Raw genomic sequence first — 20,047 nt, 5'->3', positions numbered from 1 at the left:
AATTTGGCATATGGGCAGTTTTAATATAAATTTATCTTGCATATATCAATATAATATATAACTCACTGTACGAGAATTTTTCAATCACCCAATCGAGAACTTTTTACAAAAATAAAAAGGCATATTTACCGAAGTCAGTACAGCCAATCAGAAAGCTCATTAAAGGTATTAATGACTTTCTTATCAGGCTTAAAAATCCCAAACCAACATCTGCGCAAACAATGATCAAAAAACGTCAGAGAAGAGATGACCACATCATTAATATATAAATTTTTCTACACCAGTTAGTCTATCAGAACAAGCTCTAATCCACCTGTAAGCTAAGCCGCTCTGCTAACCCGCTTCGCCTTTGAGTTGGCGTCTGGATTGCCTGACGCAATACCGCTTCATGTGCATAAAGCGTCAGTTTTTCTCTGGCGCGGGTTATCGCTGTATAGACTAGTTCACGGCTGACAACCGGCACAAACTGCGTTGGCAATACTAAAGCTGTATGGTCAAATTCTGAACCTTGTGATTTATGTACGGTCATCACATATGCAGTTTCATGTTGTGGTAAACGACTTGGCTGGATTCCTTTAATCTGTCCATCAGGCAACTGAAAATAAGCGCGCAGTTCATGATTTTCGTCTCTGAGCATAATACCGATATCACCATTAAACAGGCCCAGTGTGCTGTCATTACGCGATATCATGATGGGGCGGCCTGCATAACCACGGCTGAAAGTCCCGACTGGGCGACGAATAAGCCCCTGACGATGCAATAGCTGTTCTATACGCTCATTAAGCCCAGTGACACCAAATGGCCCTTCTCTAAGTGCGCACAACAAACGATAGCGGTTAAATTCATCTAAAATCTCTTTGACAGGCGCCTGCTTTGCCACCAGACACAAGTAAGCGTGATAACCCGATACCGTTTCTGTCAGCAACCGCTGATAATCTTCATCGTCGGACAATGGGTAAAAACAGATATCCTTCAACGGTTGCTGCAAAATAGAGAGAGCTTGCCGACTCTTTCCTTGATTAACGGCCGCAGCCAACTGACCAATTCCAGAATCTACATTAAAGCGGTAACTTTTGCGTAAAAGACACAAATGTTCACGAACCTCTGGAATATTTTGCTGCTCACCCGCAACTAACCGACATCCTGTCAATCTGCTTAGCTGTTGTGCCCTCGTTATGCTGTATCCCAGTTCAGCAAAACGGCAAATATCGCCCAACACCGCGCCTGCTTCCACTGATGCCAATTGATCTCGGTCACCCAGCAGGACAATTTTCGCTTTCGGTGGCAATGCATCAATCAACCTAGCCATCATGGGTAAATCCACCATTGAGGCTTCATCCACCACCAGCACATCCAGACTCAGTGGATTATCTCGGTCATAGCGTAATCGCTGGCTATCAGGCTGCGCTCCTAGCAAGCGATGAATCGTCTGCGCCTGATCGGGCATACATGCAAACTGTTCCGCCGTCAGCGGCAATTTTCTGACCGCACTATTAAGAGATTCGGTCAATCTGGCGGCTGCCTTTCCTGTCGGAGCCGCCAGTTGGATAACCCGTTTTTTATCAGGTTCAAGTTTAATTAAGGCAGCCAACAGCTTAGCAACAGTAGTGGTTTTCCCTGTTCCTGGTCCGCCAGAGATAACCGAAATTCTGCTAGTCACCGCGACAGCCGCAGCCACTTTTTGCCAGTCCACCATTTCCTCAGACAGCATGAATAATTCATCTAAAACAGCTCTCAGTTGCTGTTCCTGAATATTATCGATTGGTTGATTACCGGAAAAGAAAGCGGCCACCTGGCATTCGCTTTGCCACATTCTCTGCAAATAAAGCCGGTCATGGGAAAGTACAACCGGCGTTGGTTGAAAGCCGTCACTAACCGCAGCACAATTTTCCAGCGCTATCAGCAAACTCTGCTCATCAGGTTTTCTCGCAACCCGCCACAACTGCTCTGCAAATTCACGATGTCGCCCATCAAAAAAATATTCAGGTGTTATCCGATTAACCGGCAGGCAAACATGCCCGGCACCAGTTTCAGCACTCAACAGCGCCATCACCAACAACAAAACAGGATCTTTATTTTCAATCAATGCATGAGCAAACTGTAAGTCCAATGAACGCAAAAGCCTGAGGTTTACTGCCTGTTGTAATAACGAAATCATCAACTTTTCTCTTTCTCCGACTGTTCATTTCCACTGAAAAGCAGATCCAAAGCATCAACAAATTCAACCGATGGCCGACAACTGAAAATACCATTCCCCGGCTGTCGTTTATCTATTCCTCTCAGAAACAGATAAATCACTCCGCCGAAATGTTGTTGATAATCATAATTAACTAATCTGTGACGCAAGTAGCGATGCAGTGCCAGTGTATAAAGCTGATATTGCAGATCATAGCGATGCTCAATCATGGCTATTTCCATTGCCTGGCGGGTATAAAACTGGCTCTCCTCTCCCAACCAGTTTGATTTGTAATCCAGCACGTAGAATTTGCCTTGCCAACAGAAGACCAAATCAATAAACCCTTTCAACATTCCTTTCACCTGCTGAAATTCCAGTTGGGGGCAACGAGCAGAAATCGGATCATAACGACGCATCAGTGTATCCAATGTCTGAGATCGCAAAAGTTGCTCAACCGGCAGATAAAACTGCATTTCATCCTGTTGATGATGCAGCGGAATTTCTGCCAGTTGCACGCCTTCATCATTCAATGGAATGGTAAAAATATCGACCATCCATTGCTGTAATGTCCCACTCCAGCGTTCATCAAATCCGGCTGATTGCAGTTGTTCTACCAACCATTTCTCATCAGGTAATTGGCTGAAATTAAGTTCTTCTAAAATAGCGTGTAAAAAAGTCCCCGCGGAAGCTCCCCGAGGGAATGTATGGGGTGTCATTTCAGGTTGTTCTGCTAACTGCTTTTCACCACTAGCATCAACATCAAGCTTTGGCGCAATAGACTGGACAATTACGTCAATAGATTCTTCTCCAGCAAAATAAGCGGAAGCACTGCCACGATGAACCATAGAGTTCCGTAAACCAGAATAACTGGTAATACGCCAATCATCCTGGACTCTGCGTTTAAATTGCCTGGCCGACAGGACTAAATCATTTTTACTTGGCGACTGCCAAGGATGATAGTCAGTATCATTGATTAACGATACAACGATGCCATCCCCGCTTAATTCTTTAAGTGATGTCGCCAGAAAATCAGCATCCCCTTTAACTCCCTTTTGCAACAGGTAACCCAGAGCACACTGATGCAGATCAGTATCCCCGATCTTTTTTTTATTGCCTTTTACCAGCGGAGCCACGCCGACACTGCAATGGTAAACAGAACGCGTCAATGCGACATAGAGTAAACGCAAATCCTCTGCCAATCGCTCTTGTTCTGCCAGCTCAATCGCCTCGTCGTCAGGAAAGATATTGAGGCAAGCATTAAAGCTTGTCCGATCATGATATATCGCCTGCTTCTGCTCCCGGAAATTACAGACAAATGGCAGCCATACCAGCGGATATTCCAGACCTTTAGATTTATGGATAGTGCAAATTTTCACCAAATGACGATCGCTTTCCAGCCGCATCTGCTGGCTTTCAGATTGTGGATCAGGATGAGAAATTTGCTGAGCCAGCCAGCGAGTGACTGCATGTTCACTATCAAGTTGTAAAGATATTTCCTGCAACAACTCACCAATATGCATCACATCCGTCAAACGCCGTTCACCGTCATAACTGGCAAGCAAATTCTCAGCAATATGATGGTTGGCGATTACCGCTCGTAACATAGGTAACACACCACGGCGTTGCCACAGACGGAAGTAACCATCAAATTCATCAACTAACTGATCCCATGTCTTTTCATCATGATTCAACATGTCTATCTGCCTGGCAGTTAGACCAAATAAACCACTCGCCAACGCACTTCTCAAAACCCGTTCTTTTTCCGGTGATAACACCGCTTGTAATAACCAGAGAATATCCTTGGCTTCCGCGGTAGCAAATACACTTTCTCGGTTAGAAAGAAATACAGAAGGAATAGACAACAGGTTAAGTGCATTACGGATCAGTGTAGCTTCCTTTCTGCTACGCACCAAAACCGTAATATCAGCAGCCGTCACAGGTCGAGAACCTTCACTTTTATGTAATAAAGCCCGCCCTTCATTACCTGCCTGCAACCAATCACGAATTTGCGCAGCACAGAGCCGTGACATCGTTTGCTCATAATCTCCAGTAGAAACACCTTCTCCTGGTTGTAACCAGAAATTTAATGCAGCCTGTCCTTCGCCGTCATAACGAAAAGAGAGTCCTCGATTTTTCTCTGCCGCGGAAACCTCAATAAAAGGGATCTGCTCAAACAAAAATGGGTTTTCCGAACGCATAAATAGCTTATTTACTGCCTGTACCATTGAATAGGCTGAGCGCCAGTTTGTTTCCAGAGTATAGTGAGCACTTACCTGAGAACGGGCACGAATATAAGTGAAAATATCTGCGCCGCGAAATGCATAAATAGCTTGTTTAGGATCGCCGATAAACAACAACCCATTTTCAGACTGACTGCCATAGATGGTATGAAAAATCCGATATTGCTGTGGGTCGGTATCCTGAAATTCGTCGATCAACGCAACCGGATAGCGTCGGCGAATTGTCTCAGCAAGCAAATCACTGCCAGGGCCTCTCAGAGCATCATCTAGACGGGTTAATAAATCATCAAATCCCATCTGACCACGCGTTAATTTTTCCTGACAGATTGATTGGCGAATCTCAATAATAGCCTTGGAGATAATCAAATCACGTAAAGTAAGTGGTTGCTTATATAAATCATCTATCGCAACAAAAAGTGAATGTTCAGGCACCTCACCTTTTTTTGTCTTTTCTGCCAATACCGACTGTCGGAATTTTTCCAATGCTTTTGGCAACAGATAATCCTCTGTAGGCGCTTGAGCCCAATCCGAGACACTATTCAACCAATTTGGTAAGTGCTTACTACTGTAACTTCTTTTATCAACACCAGAGCCCGCAATTAAATCGTGCAATTCTCCAGCAACTTCATTCCATTGGTATTTAACATCGCTGATCAACTGGATAATTTTTTCATGGCGACTTAACAACGTTTCATCACTGTCCGGCGCATTAACAATATATGGCATATCCCCTTGTAAATAAGGATGTAATTCAGCCATCAGAGCTTCCGGCCCACTCCACTCCTGACTGATTACCTGTGCCATTGATAACGGCAATGGATAACAATGGCGCCGCCAGAAATCGGCACACCCCTGTCGTTCTAATGGCTGTTGATCCTGAATTAATGTCTGTTCAAACAAGATCCCAGCTTCAAAAGCATTATGCGCCAACATCCTCTGACAAAAACCATGAATGGTATAAATCGCGGCTTCATCCATTTGCCGCTCTGCGGCCAGTAACCAGATAGCCGCCCTCCCTTTATCTGGGATTTCATCCAATAGCTGTTGATAGGCTGGTTCTGCATCTTCTACTTCGTTTCGAATACAAGCGAGGCGAAGTTTATGAATATTTTCACGGATACGCCCACGTAACTCATTTGTTGCTGCCTCAGTAAAAGTAACCACCAGAATCTCTTCCACGCTCAAAGGTCGTGAAAAAGCGGCATCTTTCCCCAGTCCAAGTAAAAGACGCAAATATAAGATACCGATAGTGTAGGTTTTACCCGTCCCGGCCGATGCTTCGATCAGCCGCTGACCATTCAGCGGCAGAGTTAATACATTAAGCCTGTGAACAGATATCTCTGTGATCACTGCTCTCTCACCTCAACAGGCAACCGTTTCTGAAATTCAGTCACATTCTGATAGGTTTTCCAACCTTTCAATTTCGCATATCCATCCAAGTTTCCTGATTTACCAATCACTTGTGAAATTAATGACAGCCCCCGATGTTTGATTACCGCATTCCGATAGAAATTAATCAGTTGCTGCTGTGTAGTTTTCTTTAGAATCTCAAGCATTTTATCTCTGCTATCAAAATTAAAGTTATTGCGACTGAAATCACCAGAGAAGCGAGCAACTTCGGCATAGAAAGTTTGTGGCGGTTGCTGCTTTTCATTAATCAGCGCATTCTTGTACTGTTCAAAATCAGCTTGAGACATTGCTTTCAATTTATTACCAGCGTTCTGATAGAAATCTTGATAACGCTGATTCAAATATTTTGGTTGCTTACTATTACTTTGTAACAGGAACCCCAACCCCCACTGTTCCCCCACACTGGTATTGAAAGCAAACACCGCATACCCCAGTTGCTCTGTTGTTCTTAATTGATCATAGAACCACGGTTGGAGCATATTGCTCAACAAACTAGAATAAACATAACCTTCTATACGGTTATAACCTGTCGGAATATAAACCTCTGCTAAAGCACCATCTGTGCTGCTGCCAACACGCTGGAAATTAACCGGGTAATTTTTATCAATCACCACCTTATTCCCAATCCACCAGCCTGTTCCTTGATTAGCCAGTTGGTTATGGGCAGATTCAGCAATCACTTTGCTCTGCTGTTCGGTCAAGTTCCCAATGATCATCATCTGCAAGGCAGCGTTTTTTATCATTTCATGACGATACGTAACAATATCCTGAACCGTGATAGTCTCCAGCGCTTCCAGGCGAGTGGATTGTTCAGTGTAAGGCACCACAGAAAGGCGCTTCAATGGCTGCATAGCCATGTCATAAGCTTTAGCGTTATTAGAAACCGCTATCTGCTCACGATACCAGGACTTAGCCTGTGCCAGTTGCTCCTCAGTTGGCGTGAATGTCATGTAATTACTGATTAAAGAGGTTAAAAGCGCTGGCAGATTCTGAGTGTAACCACTTACTCCCAATTGCAGCCCCTGGGATGAACCCGTAGAAATATTCATTCCTGCAACAGAAGCCTGATAACTAAGCTGGTCAAGGGAAAGCCCTGCCAAATAATCAAGTAAAGAGGAAGTGACCTGCTCACGAGCGCTATTCAAACCTTCTGCGTTGTGCAAATCAAGCGTAATGCTGGCTTTAGGCTCATCAGCAAAATATTGGCTCGGCATGTAGAACAGGCGGACATTCTGCTGTTCAAGGATCATTTCTGGATGTTTTTGACTTTTACCGGCTTTTATCAGCTTCAAATCATCAGGAATATAAGGATTTGGTGCGGGCAGAGAAAAGCTCATCTGCTCCTCTAATTGCAGCCATTTAACTCGTTGCTGCAATGTAATTCGATCAACCTGATAAGGCGCCTGAACAAAATAAGCCTGTTTATTGTGCGGCTCTTTTGGGCTGATATACCAGATACGCGCATTTTCAGGAGTCAACTCATCAAGTCGGCTGGCAATAGCTTGCGGGTTATAGTCATCAGCCAGATAACCGGCATTAAGTACATTGGAAACAGGAACCCGCAACATAGCATCCGATAACCATTCGATATAATGCATATTACGAACAATAGAGCCATACTGGAACGATAGATTCAAAACCTTCGCGATTTCATCAAAATAACTTTTCTGAATACCTTTCTGTTTCAATAAATTAATATAAGCAAAAATAGCCGCAACAATCTGATCCCGTTGTGCAAGCCCTTTATCTGTCAACGTCACATAAATAAAAAAGATGCCTTTGTTGCGATCAACCATAGGTTCCGCGCCAGCACTGATACTTTCTGCCAACCCTTGAGTTTGCAGCCAATCTGATAATGTATTCAGGCTACGGTTGCTTATCATATAACCGAGATATTCATCAGTTTTACTGCGGAAATCAGTACTGTTATTGTCAATACTGAACTCCAATTGCAATGCCTTCTGCGGTTGGGCAGGAACATAATGGATGATAATCCCTTTCTCTTTTTCCGTTACTGCCGGCACAGTAATCACCGGCACACTCGCTTTTCTATCCGGTATCCGGCCAAAAGTATCAACAGCAATTTGAGTCAATTTATCAATAGGCTGATTACCGTAAATGACACCTTTCATCAGGTTGGCTGAATAATAACGCTGATAGAAATCCACCAGTTCTGTCTGTAATTTACTCCCCGGTTTATCTTTCAATGTTTCTAGATTACCACCAGAAAAACGGGCATTGGGATGTTTAGGATTCAAGGTTTCTGCCCGTATTTGAGCAACCCGCATCCCATCACGCGAACGCGCCATTGTCAGCTCTGCATTAACAGCGTTTCGCTCCCGATCTGCATTCACTGGGTCAAGTAACGGCTCAGCCAGTGCATCAGCCAGACGATCTGTGGCTTGAGCTAACGCTTCATTTTCTACTTCAAGATAAAAAGCCGTGCGGTAAGAAGCCGTGCTGGCATTATAGCTACCACCATGTTTTTGCAAAAATTCAGATAAATCACCTGATTGTGGATAATGTTCAGATCCCATTAGAACCATATGTTCCAGATAATGTGCAAGCCCGAGCTGGCTGTCAGGGTTTTCCATACTACCAACCGGAATTGCTACCGCTGCCAGAGATTTGGTTGCTTTCTCATCAGATACCAGCAAGACCGTCATATTGTTTGCCAGTTTGATTCCCTGATACTGACGATGATCACTCTCGCTTTTATAAATTGTCTCTTGCAGTAGCTGCCACTGTAGTTGTGGTGATTGCGCATAACTCGTCGTTCCCCAAAAAAGCAGGAACATCACAGTAATCATGCGAACAAAATATTTATGCATTATCTGATATTCTCCCTATGTATTCTGATATCGCGCTATCGGTAACAAATAACTGAGCGCTTCCTGTTTAAGTTTTGCCAAAAATGATTTATCCACTTGCCTGAAAGCTCGTTGAATATAAGGATCATCCCCTTCGCCTCTGCGTCCTTGATCTCCAAGCCATGCTTTCAATAACTGGCTTTCAGCTTTTGATTGAATTTCATCACTATCATCAATCTCACCAGTCTCTTTATTCATACATGCTGAAAGCCACGCCCAACCACTTTTACACAACAGCGGCAAAGGCGCTGATATTCCTCGCTGATAGCCTTCAATCAATTGATTCAGATAATCTCTAGCATGCGCTGAAGGTACAGGAGCAAAACGCCATTCGTTGCCATCACGCCCATAGCTGCGACTTTCACCTTCACCACCTGTCAGACAATAAGCCAGATGCTCAATCCACAATTGCATACCATCATTGGCTGTCAAACTGGCAGGCCGCCAACGTAGCAAACCATCCGGTTGCACCTTATTAATACGCCCCATCAGAATCACCTGGCCTAAATCATGATGTAAATCGACAGATAAAGTTTCCATTTGTTGTTCACGAATTTTATCCGCCAAAGGCTGCATCTCTTTTTGCTGTCTTAACCAATAAACCTCACCAAAAGCACCAAAAGGTAATCCTCCAGCAGCACGCAGCCGATTGAAAAGGGGTTCAGGCGATTGCTGTTCAATTAACGCATTCAACAATAACTGATTAAACTGATAACGTTGAAGATTATCTAAAACGAAAGGTTCTTCCTCTGGTAATTCCGTTTCTTCAATAACGAAATTTACTTTCAAGCAACGTTGGAAAAAAAACCGAACGGGATGGCGGTAAAAACTGCTCAAATTATCAAGTGTAATTTCTTGAATTTGCGCCATTTCAATAGATTGGCAAAATTCAGCGTATGCTGCACCTTGCTCAGTTGCCGCCGGGAACCACTCTCCGGCATAGCTTTGCTGATAACTGCCCGGTATAAAATTTTCCGGTGCAAATGGAACGCGGGCATGAAGATACAACAGATGTTTTCTAACATGGGTAGCACTTTCATCAACATTCAGTTTTTCATTTCCCGGTAAACAAAAACTTTGGCAAACATAATCCAGTAATTCATTCACCAACACAGAAGGATTACATTCCGTATCATCACGAATAGACTTACCAATATAGCTGATATAGAGAAACCGTTCGGCAGATATCAAGGCTTCGAGGAATAGATAACGGTCATCATCCCGCCGTTTTCTGTCTCCCCTCTGACCTTTTTCCGCCATCAGATCAAATCCAAGCGGTGGAATTGAACGGGGGTAGATACCATCATTCATTCCCAATAAACAGACAACCTTAAAGGGAATAGAACGCATCGGCATTAGAGTGCAAAAATTGACAGATCCGGCGAGAAAACGCTGACTGATTTTTTCATTATCAAACTGAAGTGCCAATTCATCTCGCAATAAAACCAATGGCACACTTTCCTGATAACGGGCATTCAAGCCATTGACTATGACTTTCTGCCATTGCTGTTCTATCATTGCCAGTACTAATTCAGTCTCATTATCTGATACAAAAAATGTTTCCAGCAACTGCTGGCAGACAGGTAACCAACCCGTTAATGTCCGGCTCTCAGCAAGAATTTTGCGCCAGTAGCTTAATTGCATTAAAAATTCAGCCAATTGGCCGGCAAGCTCCGCGGCTAAACCACTGGATTCATCATAAGGCAATACCTCTTTCCAAGGGCCCGATCGGCTATCCATTGCATAACCCAATAACATTCGGGTCAGTCCAAAACGCCAGGTATGCTGACCTGTCACCGGTAAAGATAGCTCTTCGACATTATCGTCATCCAGCCCCCAACGAACACCTGATTCTTCAACCCAACGTCTTAACAAACGCAAACCATCTTCATGTATGTCAAATTTATTCGCCAGCGCGGGTACTTCCAACAATGCTAAAACCTGTTCTGTCGTAAAACGGCTTTGAGGTAAATCAAGCAGTGTAATAAATGCCTGTAAAATCGAATGTGCCTGGAGGGCCTTACGATCAGAAATAGCAAATGGAATATAGCGTTCAACAGAGACATTACCAAATACTGCCTGAACATAGGGAGTATAACTGTCAATATCCGCGACCATCACAATAATATCCCTTGGCGTCAGCGATGGATTATCTTCCAATAATCTCAATAGCTGATCCTGTAAAACTTCCACTTCACGTTGAGGGCTATGGCAAACATGGAAAGATAAAGAACGATCCAACGGATCAAGTACTCTTTTTTTCAAACTGTTTTCAAATGTTTCTTTTGTTGAACCAATTTGGGCATGATCTTCCAGATAGAGAATATCCCTTTGCAATTGATGTAATAGATTATCCTGTTCTAATTCAACAAAAGCGTGAATATCCGAACTCTGCTCAAGTTGCGACAATAAATAGAGATTATCACGGCCCAACCGTCCCCACGATGCCAACAAGGGATTACTTACATCTTGTTCACCGTCACCGTTAAACAATGATTGAGCATTACCAGGATCTTTAAAATATTCCAACTCCTGTTCGCTCTTATAATGACGTGGTTTACGGCTACTCAGTTTTGCCAAAAAAGCATAATTCTGAATATCTCCCCAATAATATTTACATGGATTGGTAAACATCAGGTGAATATCAATGTGCCGTGCCAATGCCTGTAAAGCTTGTAAATAGACTGGTGGTAAGGCAGAAATACCACAGATAAATACCCGTTTCGGTAAACAAACTGAAAAGTCAGTACTATTTTCCAGTTCAGTACTATTTTCCAGTATCGAAATAAAACGCTGATACAAATTAGCACGATGCCATTGGGGTTGTTGTAACTGATGAGTATATTTCGTCAGTTCCAGCCATAATCTTTTCTGCCACAACTGATTATCACTCAAACCATCAATAAGCTGACCTTGCTGCCAACTTTCCAACCATTGCGGGCGATAAACGAGATATTGGTCAAACAGATCAGCAACCCGTCCAGCTAATTGATGAATCTTCCGTTTATCAAAATCTTGATCAAGGTAGTGCCTGAGTGCAACAAACTCTGCTTCAGGCAGCAATTGAGGCAATAACGCCATCAATTTCCATGTCATGGCATCTTTACTAAAAGCACTTTCTTTAGGAATATCAGGCAATACTTTGGTAAACATATCCCAAATAAACGTAGCGGGAAGCGGAAATGAAATATTAGCTGATATGCCTATTCTTTCGGCCAGTTGGATTTGCAGCCACTGTGACATACCTGGGCTTTGTACCAAAATGACTTCCTGCGCAAATGGATCAGTCAGTGGGTTACCCCCGATCAATATTGCTATCAATTCCTTAAGAAGATCTAATTGATTAGAATGATAAACCTTAAACATCGGAACTCCCATTTGAACAAATCAATCGGCTTGCTTTACTTTGCTGATTATAAGGCGTCATCACTATAACTGTAAGCTGATAGCAGCTAGACAACGGATAGGCCGTCTGAAATTCAGCATGCCATCCCGGTGGCAATGTTATTTCTGGTAAAGCATTTTGACCTGCAATTAATTCATATTGTTCCAGATACCCATAAGATAATTTATCCGCCTTTGATTGCTGCCAATGTTGCTGAAACCCAAATAATAACGCCTGATGATAACGCATTAATCCCAATAAAGAGACCGAAAAGACCATAACAGCAATCATTACTTCGGGCAAACTCATGCCTGCTTGATGCTCATAAAAAAGCTTTGACTTCATGAACAAAATCCCACATCTACCTCAGGACAAAAATCCAGCCAACCACTCTCTACCGGAATAAGGGAATCACTTCCACCAGATGAGTGTAATTTCATCCATTGATATAATCCAACAGATTGCCCGGATGCCACATCAGCCATACCTTTCAGTAGAAAAAAATGACTCGATTGCCTTTTTAAACAACTGGTCAAATGAAATTCTTGTTGTTGCTGGCAATACCACTCTTCTGTTTTATTACTATCAAGTGACCATGACTGAGCAATTCCCCATGCCAATGAAGATTCTGCTTGCTGAAAAGCTTTTAGATATCTGCGTTCATCGACCATCATGATTAAAGCGTTATCCAGATGATGATGCAAAGCCTTTAACATCATCAGGCTAACGGCCAGTAATATCAGCACTGAAATGAGCAATACATTACCTTGCTGATATTGAAAACAGACATGTGGAGAATGCTCAGCCACGGTACTTATCCCCTGATATTGCGCAAACGTATTACTGACTGATATTGGTAGTTTATCGATGGATGTTTAAACCAATGTGCAATAAGCACCAATTTGATAAAAACTAAGCCATCTTTTGCCGGTAATTTTTCAGCTTTAAAGGAATCTACCACTATTTCATTTGGATCAAACAGCCTTTCCCAACCATTTTCCTGACAGTTACCCGCCCCCCTTTTCCACTCTACTGACTTATTACTAAGACGATAGCCAAAGAATTCTGATTCACCGTGCTCTGGCGGCTCCCATTGGTTATTTATATTAAGATCGTATGCAATAATCAGGCATGAATCCTCACTCTCATCACTTTTATTATCGATGAATATTGGCTTTCCATCACAATAATGCTGACAATATCCAGCACGGCGAATATCCTTTTCTATAATATGTAATGTTTGTTTAATAAAATAACCTAAACGATATCTCTGATATAACTCCATGACTTGTTTAGTTAAAATAGGATAACTTTTAGCAATCGCTAGTAAGATAATACTACCAATAGCCATTGCTACAATAACCTCTAATAATGTCATTCCAGATTGGTTTTTATTTTTCATTATTCCAATAAAGTATCAATTATTTTAGTAGAAAAAGTATAATTAATCACAAGCTGGAATTTGATTAAACTTATTATTACTACATGATCTCATCCTACCTCGTGAAGAAAAAATAATGGATATTTCACCTGCGGAATTCGCCAAAGTAAAACTCGCAGGTATCATGGTGTTTCTTATTCCATGAAACTCTATCTGATCCTTAGTTGCTGAACTAATAATAACATCCTGATAGGGGGAACTTATTCCCTCAACATTTTCTAAATCACAATTAGCCAATACCGAATTAGAGAGCGCTATGCACCAGTTTTTTCCAGTTTTCAACCACAATATCACCCTTTTGTTCAAATAATTTGCCAAAGATTGTTGTCTGGATATAAATGTCAATATCTTCTGCGCTGATTCCTGTAACCTGGCTCTTTCCTGGTGATCGCCCCATTCCTGCACACCCCATAAGGAAAATATTGAAACCAAAACAATAACGATCATCAATTCCAATAAAGAAAAACCTGATTGATTATCAATATTATAATGACCGATTATATTCATATTATTTACCATTGATAATTACTTATTTCCTTTCGTAAAACATTTTATTCATTTTAAACACAGAGTAAATACATAATTGAATTTTATGCGAGAGTGCATCAATAAAAAAATAATAGTTTATCATTATTACATTTAAATTGCGTAGAGCTTCGCAAAAACCAATAAGAATAGCGATTTTTATTTATTATTATTGTCATGCATTGTAAGATTATATGGCTATGAGGAAGAAGCTTCATGAACATAATAAAGAAAAGATTGAGTGCTTGACATGAGGATGTTATTACTATTAATTTATTCTATAAAGATAAATAATATCAGACCAGAAAATAATTAATTGAGAATATTTTATTAAGTATAGCGTTCAATGTTTTAAATATATACCCTATGGATTTCAAGATGCATCGCGACGGCAAGGGAGCAAATCCCCGGGAGCATAGCGAACTATGTAACCGGGGTGAGCGAGCGCAGTCAACAAAGAGGCAACTTGAAAGACAACGGGTATATCAGTGTATGATCAGTAGTTGGTACAAGAGGGCAATTAAATCTTGGTTTGTGCTTGCGTATGCCAATATTTGAATTTCATCCCCAACTACATCATAAATAACACGAAATTGCCGATCTTTGGAAAGCCATTGGTGAAATTGCATTCCGTTATCCAGCAACATTGAACAATAGCCGTATGCTAACGGGTTCTCCCCTATCCGTTCCGATGATTCAATTAATAAATCATCCACCAAATTCTGAGCTGCTTCCAACCCTATAGTATTAGCCTTGTAGTCTTCAATAATAGAAAGTGTCTGGTAGGCTGTTTCGGTAATTTGAACTTTATATATCACACCCGACGTTCCTTGCGCCTACGAAGTGCTTCTTCAAGTGTCATTTTTCTACCTTCTATAGTATCTTTCTTAGACAACATCGCGATTTTAAGCAATGCTATCGCCTGTCGTTCTACGCCTCTTTCGGCCAACTCTCTCTCACGTTCTGCCATTGGTTGAATAAACAATTCAGATATCCCGTTTTTGGTAATAAACACACCACCCTCGAAATGCTTTGGATTACTAAGCAGATCCCTAGCTTTTTTTTGGGAAATAGTATTCATGGTCTTTTTCCTCTTAATTTCTACGTATCTGTATATTATATCATCAAAATGAAAAGAGGAACAATTTATTATAAATTGTTCCCCCAGATTGTCGACGAACATAGAAGCGCTATTTTAACCGCAACCGTTAAATAGCAACCGGAGCCTTTATTCCTGGATGCGGGTCATAATCGACTATTTCAAAGTCATCAAATTGATAATCAAAAAGTGATTCCGGTTTACGCTCTATCACCAATTTTGGCAGTGAGCGCGGCTCACGGCTGAGTTGTAACTTTGTCTGCTCCATATGGTTGCTATAAAGATGGGTATCACCACCAGTCCAGACAAAATCACCCACTTCTAGATCACACTGTTGCGCCATCATATAAACCAGCAATGCATAGCTGGCAATATTGAACGGTAAGCCAAGGAATACGTCACAGGAACGTTGGTAAAGCTGACAGGAAAGTTTGCCATCCGCAACATAAAACTGGAAGAATGCGTGGCATGGCGCTAATGCCATCTTATCCAGTTCACCAACGTTCCAAGCCGAAACGATGATTCTACGTGAATCTGGATCGCTTTTAAGCTGTTCCAATACGGTTTTCAATTGGTCAATCTGGCGACCATCTGCGGCTCCCCATGAACGCCATTGCTTACCATATACCGGCCCTAAATCACCGTTTTCATCCGCCCATTCATCCCAAATAGTCACTCCATTTTCATGCAGATATTTAATATTGGTATCACCATTCAGGAACCAGAGAAGTTCATGAATAATTGAGCGGATATGGCAACGTTTAGTTGTGACCAGCGGAAAACCATCCTGTAAATTGAAACGCATCTGATGCCCGAAAATCGAGAGTGTTCCCGTCCCAGTGCGGTCTGCTTTCGGAGTGCCCTCTGCAAGCACTCTTTTCATTAAGTCCAGATACTGTTTCATTTTACCTCTTGTACCTTATTACCTTGGTGTTTGTATGCCCATATCATCATTAATATTCCCGCCAAAATCATTGGTATAGAAAGAATTTGCCCCATACTGATCCCGTCGAATAAGCCCAGTTGTGCATCTGGTTGGCGGAAGAACTCGACTATCACTCGGAAAATACCGTAGCCAATTAAGAATAAACCGGAAACACTGCCCATCGGGCGAGGTTTACGGATATATAAATTCAAAATAATGAACAGAATGATCCCTTCCAACGCCATTTCATAAAGCTGTGAAGGGTGACGTGGCAGAACACCATATTGTTCAAGTACTGATAACAGTGAGGGATCTGTTGCAGCCAGTGCAATATCTTCAGCACGGGAGCTTGGGAATAACATCGCCCACGGCGTATCCAATGTGACACGTCCCCACAACTCGCCATTAATAAAATTACCGATTCTCCCCATGCCTAAACCAAAAGGGACTAACGGGGCAATGAAGTCAGCAACTTGTAAGAAATGGCGTTTCGTTCTGCGGCCAAACCACCACATTGCGCAGATAACCCCCACTAAACCACCGTGGAAAGACATCCCACCATCCCAAACTTTAAACAAATAAAGGGGGTTATCGAGAAATGCCGGGAAATTATAAAACAGGACGTAACCTAGACGGCCACCGACAAATACGCCAGCAAACCCCGCATAAAGCAAGTTCTCTACTTCGTTTTTTGTCCAACCACTATTGGGTTTCGCTGCCCTGCGTGTCGCTAGCCACATGGCGAATACAAACCCAACCAGGTACATGAAACCATACCAATGGAGGGCTATTGGACCTATTGAAAAAATGACCGGGTCAATATTAGGAAATGCCAGGTAGCTGTTACTCATCTTTCCCCACTTAATATTTAGCGTTAATGCCCTAAGGCAAGTGATTGAGAATCATAGCACAGGCCGTTAAACGGATTAAATGCCACCTCTGACCAAACCGCCCACCCCATGCTGCTCCATAAACGTTGCTGACAGCTCCTTTACTCTTAGGCTGGTTTCAGCTTGTAGTATTTCGGTCATTAATTTTTCAACCTGAGCCAACTCCAGATGACGTAATAAATACTTAATTCTTGGCACACTACAACCACTCATACTCAAACTGCGATAGCCAAGACCAATCAATAATAGCGCTCCCATAGGGAAACTTGCCATTTCACCACAAATGCTGATCGTAAGACCTGCCCGCTGGCTATTTTCAAATACCAGTTTTAATGCTCGAATCACCGCCGGATGTAAGCAATCATAAAGAGAAGCGACGTGAGTGTTATTCCGATCCACTGCCAATAGATATTGTGTTAGGTCATTGGTGCCAATAGACACAAAATCGACTCTGTTTTTGAGTTGTGGCAACAGAAAAATCATCGAAGGAACCTCAATCATGACACCGAGCTGAGGCATAGATATTTGGCGCGCCAACATTTGCTCGACTTCCTCTTTCGCTCTGTCTACCAATCGCTTAGCTTCATCAATTTCTTCTACACTTGTTACCATTGGCAGCAGGATTTTCAGATTACCCATATCAGCGTTAGCTCGGAGCATTGCCCGCAGTTGGATAAGAAAAATCTCCGGTTGATCCAGCGTCACTCGTATACCACGCCATCCCAAACAAGGGTTCTCTTCGCTGATCGGCATATAAGGCAGTTGTTTATCCGCACCAATATCAAGTGTACGCAATACCACTGGCTTATCGGGAAATAATTGTAACATCTCCTGATAACGCGCTTTTTGTTCATCTTCTGATGGGAAACCACAGTGCAGCATAAAGGGTATTTCGGTGCGATAGAGTCCAACACCATCAATACTATTACTGATCCGCAACTCATATTTCAGGCTCAAACCCGCATTAAGCTGAACCAAAATGCGCTCGCCACTTTTTAACCGTGCTTCCTGCTCAACATCTCCCTCAGCCAGTCTGCTAAGTGCTTTTTCTTCTTCGATAATCTGTTTATATTCCTGCGAAATCAGTGGCTCAGGTTCAATGAAAACTTCCCCACGGAAACCATCAAGAATTAGCATACGATTGTTCAGGAGTTCCGGCTGGATATCCGCCCCCATAATGGCCGGAATACCCATTGCTCGAACCAATATGGCAGAGTGTGAATGAGTGGCGCCATCACGAACAATAACCCCTGCTAATCTTTCCTGCGGCATTTCTGCCAATAGGTTAGCACTCAGTTCATCTGCAACCAGAATGAACCATTCAGGCCATTGATGGCTGGCAGTAAGTGAATCATCCAGATGAAATAATAATCGCTGTCCAAGTGCCCGTAAATCTGATGCTCTTTCCCGCATATAAGCATCCTGCAAGCAGGAAAATTGTTCTGCGTATTTCTCAATAACTTGTTTAACAGCCCATTGCGCAACAGAGCCCTGTTCAACACAGGAGAACAGATCTTGTTTCAACTGGGGATCATTCAAAAGGTAGGAATAAAGATCAAAAATCGCGGCGCTCTCTTTTTGAGAACCCGCGGTAAAACGTTTACTGAGCCGACGACATTCTGCTGTTGCATCTTCCAGTGCCTGAATTAAACGAGAACGTTCTGCTGCATGATCAAGGGTTGAGGCTTCAAAAATTTGGTCAAGTGAGGGTTGGGAGCAATCTTGCCATCCCTGAGCCATCACGATGCCATTGGAAATGGCCAATGCTTTAATTCTGGTCTGCCGATATCGACCAAACAAGCCTTTAGTCTGAGCTTGAGCAAGGATCACCGCGAGTTGTGTCGCAAGCGTCACCATAAAGGACTCTTCGGTTTCATTAAACAAGCGTTGTTCCTGCTGCTGAACGACCAAAACACCTTGCAACTGACGGTGGTAAACCACGGGAACGCCCAAAAAAGCGCGAAAGCTATCCTCTTTAACTTGAGGCAAATATTTGAAACTTGGATGGCTGCGGACATCCGCCAGATTAATCAGTTCAGACAATTGACCAACTTGCCCGACAACTCCTTCACCAAAAGCCAAACTGATAGTCCTTCCTCGGGGTTTTCTCAACCCTCGGGTTGCCATCAGGTAATAACACCGCCGTTGATGATCAGCAAGATAGATAGAACAGACATCCGTGCTCATTGCCAGACAGGTCTCGTTCACCAATAGCTCAAGCGCTTCGGCCAGATTGGTTGCCATAGCAACTTTTTCAACAATTTCCCGTAAACGCATGAGCATGGAACTCACCTAACTTCTTTTGCGACGGTAAAAATACGAAGAACGTGGCAGAGATACGCTTTCCTGCATTGGCATTACAACCGAAGCAAACTCTTTCATCACGCGCCGATAAACATCACGCTTAAAAGAGACTACCTGCCGAACAGGATACCAATAGCTGACCCAACGCCAACCATCGAACTCCGGGGTATTACTGTGTTGCACATTAATATCTTCTTCATTACAGAGCAGTTGTAATAAAAACCATCGCTGCTTTTGACCAATACAGACAGGTCGTGTATCCCAACGCACCAAACGCTTGGGTAATTTGTAACGTAACCAATTACGAGTAGAGGCCAGAATGCGTACATCTTTCCGACCTAACCCCACTTCTTCATACAGTTCCCGGTACATAGCCTGTTCTGGTGATTCCCCCGGATTAATTCCCCCTTGAGGAAATTGCCAGGAATGCTGCCCATAACGCCGGGCCCACAAAACCTGGCCTTGCCGATTACAAATTACAATTCCTACATTCGGGCGGTAGCCATCATCATCGATCACCAGACTACCTCGATAAACTAAATTTGAAAGATGACTAATTGTTTCACACTACCCTCAAGTGGTAAACCTCTATCATTGGACTTTGCAGTCGCTAGCTAAATCTCTACAATAGCGCCATCTCAACGGGGTGCTGGCTGTTTAAAACAGCCTTGCTGAGAGTAAACCCGCCGAACCTGATCCGGCTAATACCGGCGTAGGGATTTGAGCTGCTAACTATTTCACAGACGTTATCTCGCCGTTTAGCGCTTCCTCAAATCCTTTGC

General features: G+C 42.8%; 14 protein-coding genes and 1 riboswitch. All 14 genes read right to left on the bottom strand.

Annotation, left to right across the window (positions count from 1 at the left end):
* Positions 1-304 precede the first annotated feature (304 nt).
* The 14 genes from recD to rppH all read right to left on the bottom strand — a co-directional run bounded on the left by recD (position 305) and on the right by rppH (position 19,784).
* Positions 305-2,158, bottom strand: a complete 1,854-nt coding sequence (recD, locus tag ACGF49_RS07780; RefSeq protein ID WP_228899923.1) for an exodeoxyribonuclease V subunit alpha — start codon at positions 2,156-2,158, stop codon at positions 305-307.
* Positions 2,158-5,763: an exodeoxyribonuclease V subunit beta gene (recB, locus tag ACGF49_RS07775; protein WP_228899957.1), complete on the bottom strand. Its 3,606-nt coding sequence runs from the start codon at positions 5,761-5,763 to the stop codon at positions 2,158-2,160. Before recB ends, recD begins: the two co-directional genes overlap by 1 nt.
* Positions 5,763-8,657 (bottom strand): pitrilysin, encoded by a 2,895-nt coding sequence (gene ptrA / locus ACGF49_RS07770; protein WP_387490426.1) that lies wholly within the window; start codon positions 8,655-8,657, stop codon positions 5,763-5,765. Before ptrA ends, recB begins: the two co-directional genes overlap by 1 nt.
* A gap of 15 nt (positions 8,658-8,672) precedes the next feature.
* A complete protein-coding gene (gene recC / locus ACGF49_RS07765) occupies positions 8,673-12,062 on the bottom strand; it encodes an exodeoxyribonuclease V subunit gamma (protein WP_387490423.1) in 3,390 nt (1,129 codons plus the stop codon).
* On the bottom strand, positions 12,055-12,426 hold the full coding sequence (locus tag ACGF49_RS07760) for a prepilin-type N-terminal cleavage/methylation domain-containing protein (protein WP_387490420.1): 372 nt from the start codon (positions 12,424-12,426) through the stop codon (positions 12,055-12,057). The genes recC and ACGF49_RS07760 overlap by 8 nt, the downstream gene beginning before the upstream one ends.
* Entirely contained in the window at positions 12,423-12,890 is a 468-nt protein-coding gene (locus ACGF49_RS07755) for a YgdB family protein (RefSeq protein WP_112876476.1), read from the bottom strand. The genes ACGF49_RS07760 and ACGF49_RS07755 overlap by 4 nt, the downstream gene beginning before the upstream one ends.
* A 5-nt stretch (positions 12,891-12,895) precedes the next feature.
* The gene (locus ACGF49_RS07750; RefSeq protein ID WP_113041555.1) at positions 12,896-13,483 is read right to left on the bottom strand and encodes a prepilin peptidase-dependent protein; all 588 of its coding nucleotides are present in this window, start codon (positions 13,481-13,483) and stop codon (positions 12,896-12,898) included.
* A gap of 42 nt (positions 13,484-13,525) precedes the next feature.
* Complete coding sequence (locus ACGF49_RS07745) at positions 13,526-14,029, bottom strand: prepilin peptidase-dependent protein (RefSeq protein WP_262977647.1); 504 nt, start codon at positions 14,027-14,029, stop codon at positions 13,526-13,528.
* A gap of 503 nt (positions 14,030-14,532) precedes the next feature.
* Positions 14,533-14,865 (bottom strand): type II toxin-antitoxin system RelE/ParE family toxin, encoded by a 333-nt coding sequence (locus ACGF49_RS07740; protein WP_387490416.1) that lies wholly within the window; start codon positions 14,863-14,865, stop codon positions 14,533-14,535.
* Positions 14,862-15,128, bottom strand: coding sequence for a hypothetical protein (locus ACGF49_RS07735; protein ID WP_011145000.1), 267 nt, complete (start codon positions 15,126-15,128; stop codon positions 14,862-14,864). The genes ACGF49_RS07740 and ACGF49_RS07735 overlap by 4 nt, the downstream gene beginning before the upstream one ends.
* Positions 15,129-15,255: 127 nt before the next feature.
* Positions 15,256-16,050 (bottom strand): thymidylate synthase, encoded by a 795-nt coding sequence (gene thyA, locus ACGF49_RS07730; RefSeq protein ID WP_349010398.1) that lies wholly within the window; start codon positions 16,048-16,050, stop codon positions 15,256-15,258.
* Positions 16,047-16,922: a prolipoprotein diacylglyceryl transferase gene (gene lgt / locus ACGF49_RS07725; RefSeq protein ID WP_262977644.1), complete on the bottom strand. Its 876-nt coding sequence runs from the start codon at positions 16,920-16,922 to the stop codon at positions 16,047-16,049. The genes thyA and lgt overlap by 4 nt, the downstream gene beginning before the upstream one ends.
* 75 nt (positions 16,923-16,997) lie before the next feature.
* Positions 16,998-19,244 (bottom strand): phosphoenolpyruvate--protein phosphotransferase, encoded by a 2,247-nt coding sequence (ptsP, locus tag ACGF49_RS07720; protein WP_228899916.1) that lies wholly within the window; start codon positions 19,242-19,244, stop codon positions 16,998-17,000.
* A 9-nt stretch (positions 19,245-19,253) separates the two neighbouring features.
* Positions 19,254-19,784 (bottom strand): RNA pyrophosphohydrolase, encoded by a 531-nt coding sequence (gene rppH, locus ACGF49_RS07715; RefSeq protein WP_112876470.1) that lies wholly within the window; start codon positions 19,782-19,784, stop codon positions 19,254-19,256.
* Between the two features lie 113 nt (positions 19,785-19,897).
* Positions 19,898-20,002, top strand: a riboswitch (TPP riboswitch).
* The last annotated feature ends 45 nt before the right edge of the window (positions 20,003-20,047 follow it).

Source organism: Photorhabdus sp. RM96S, from assembly GCF_042879335.1.
Taxonomy (GTDB): Bacteria; Pseudomonadota; Gammaproteobacteria; order Enterobacterales; family Enterobacteriaceae; genus Photorhabdus; species Photorhabdus kayaii.
This window is presented reverse-complemented; position numbering and strand designations above follow the sequence as displayed.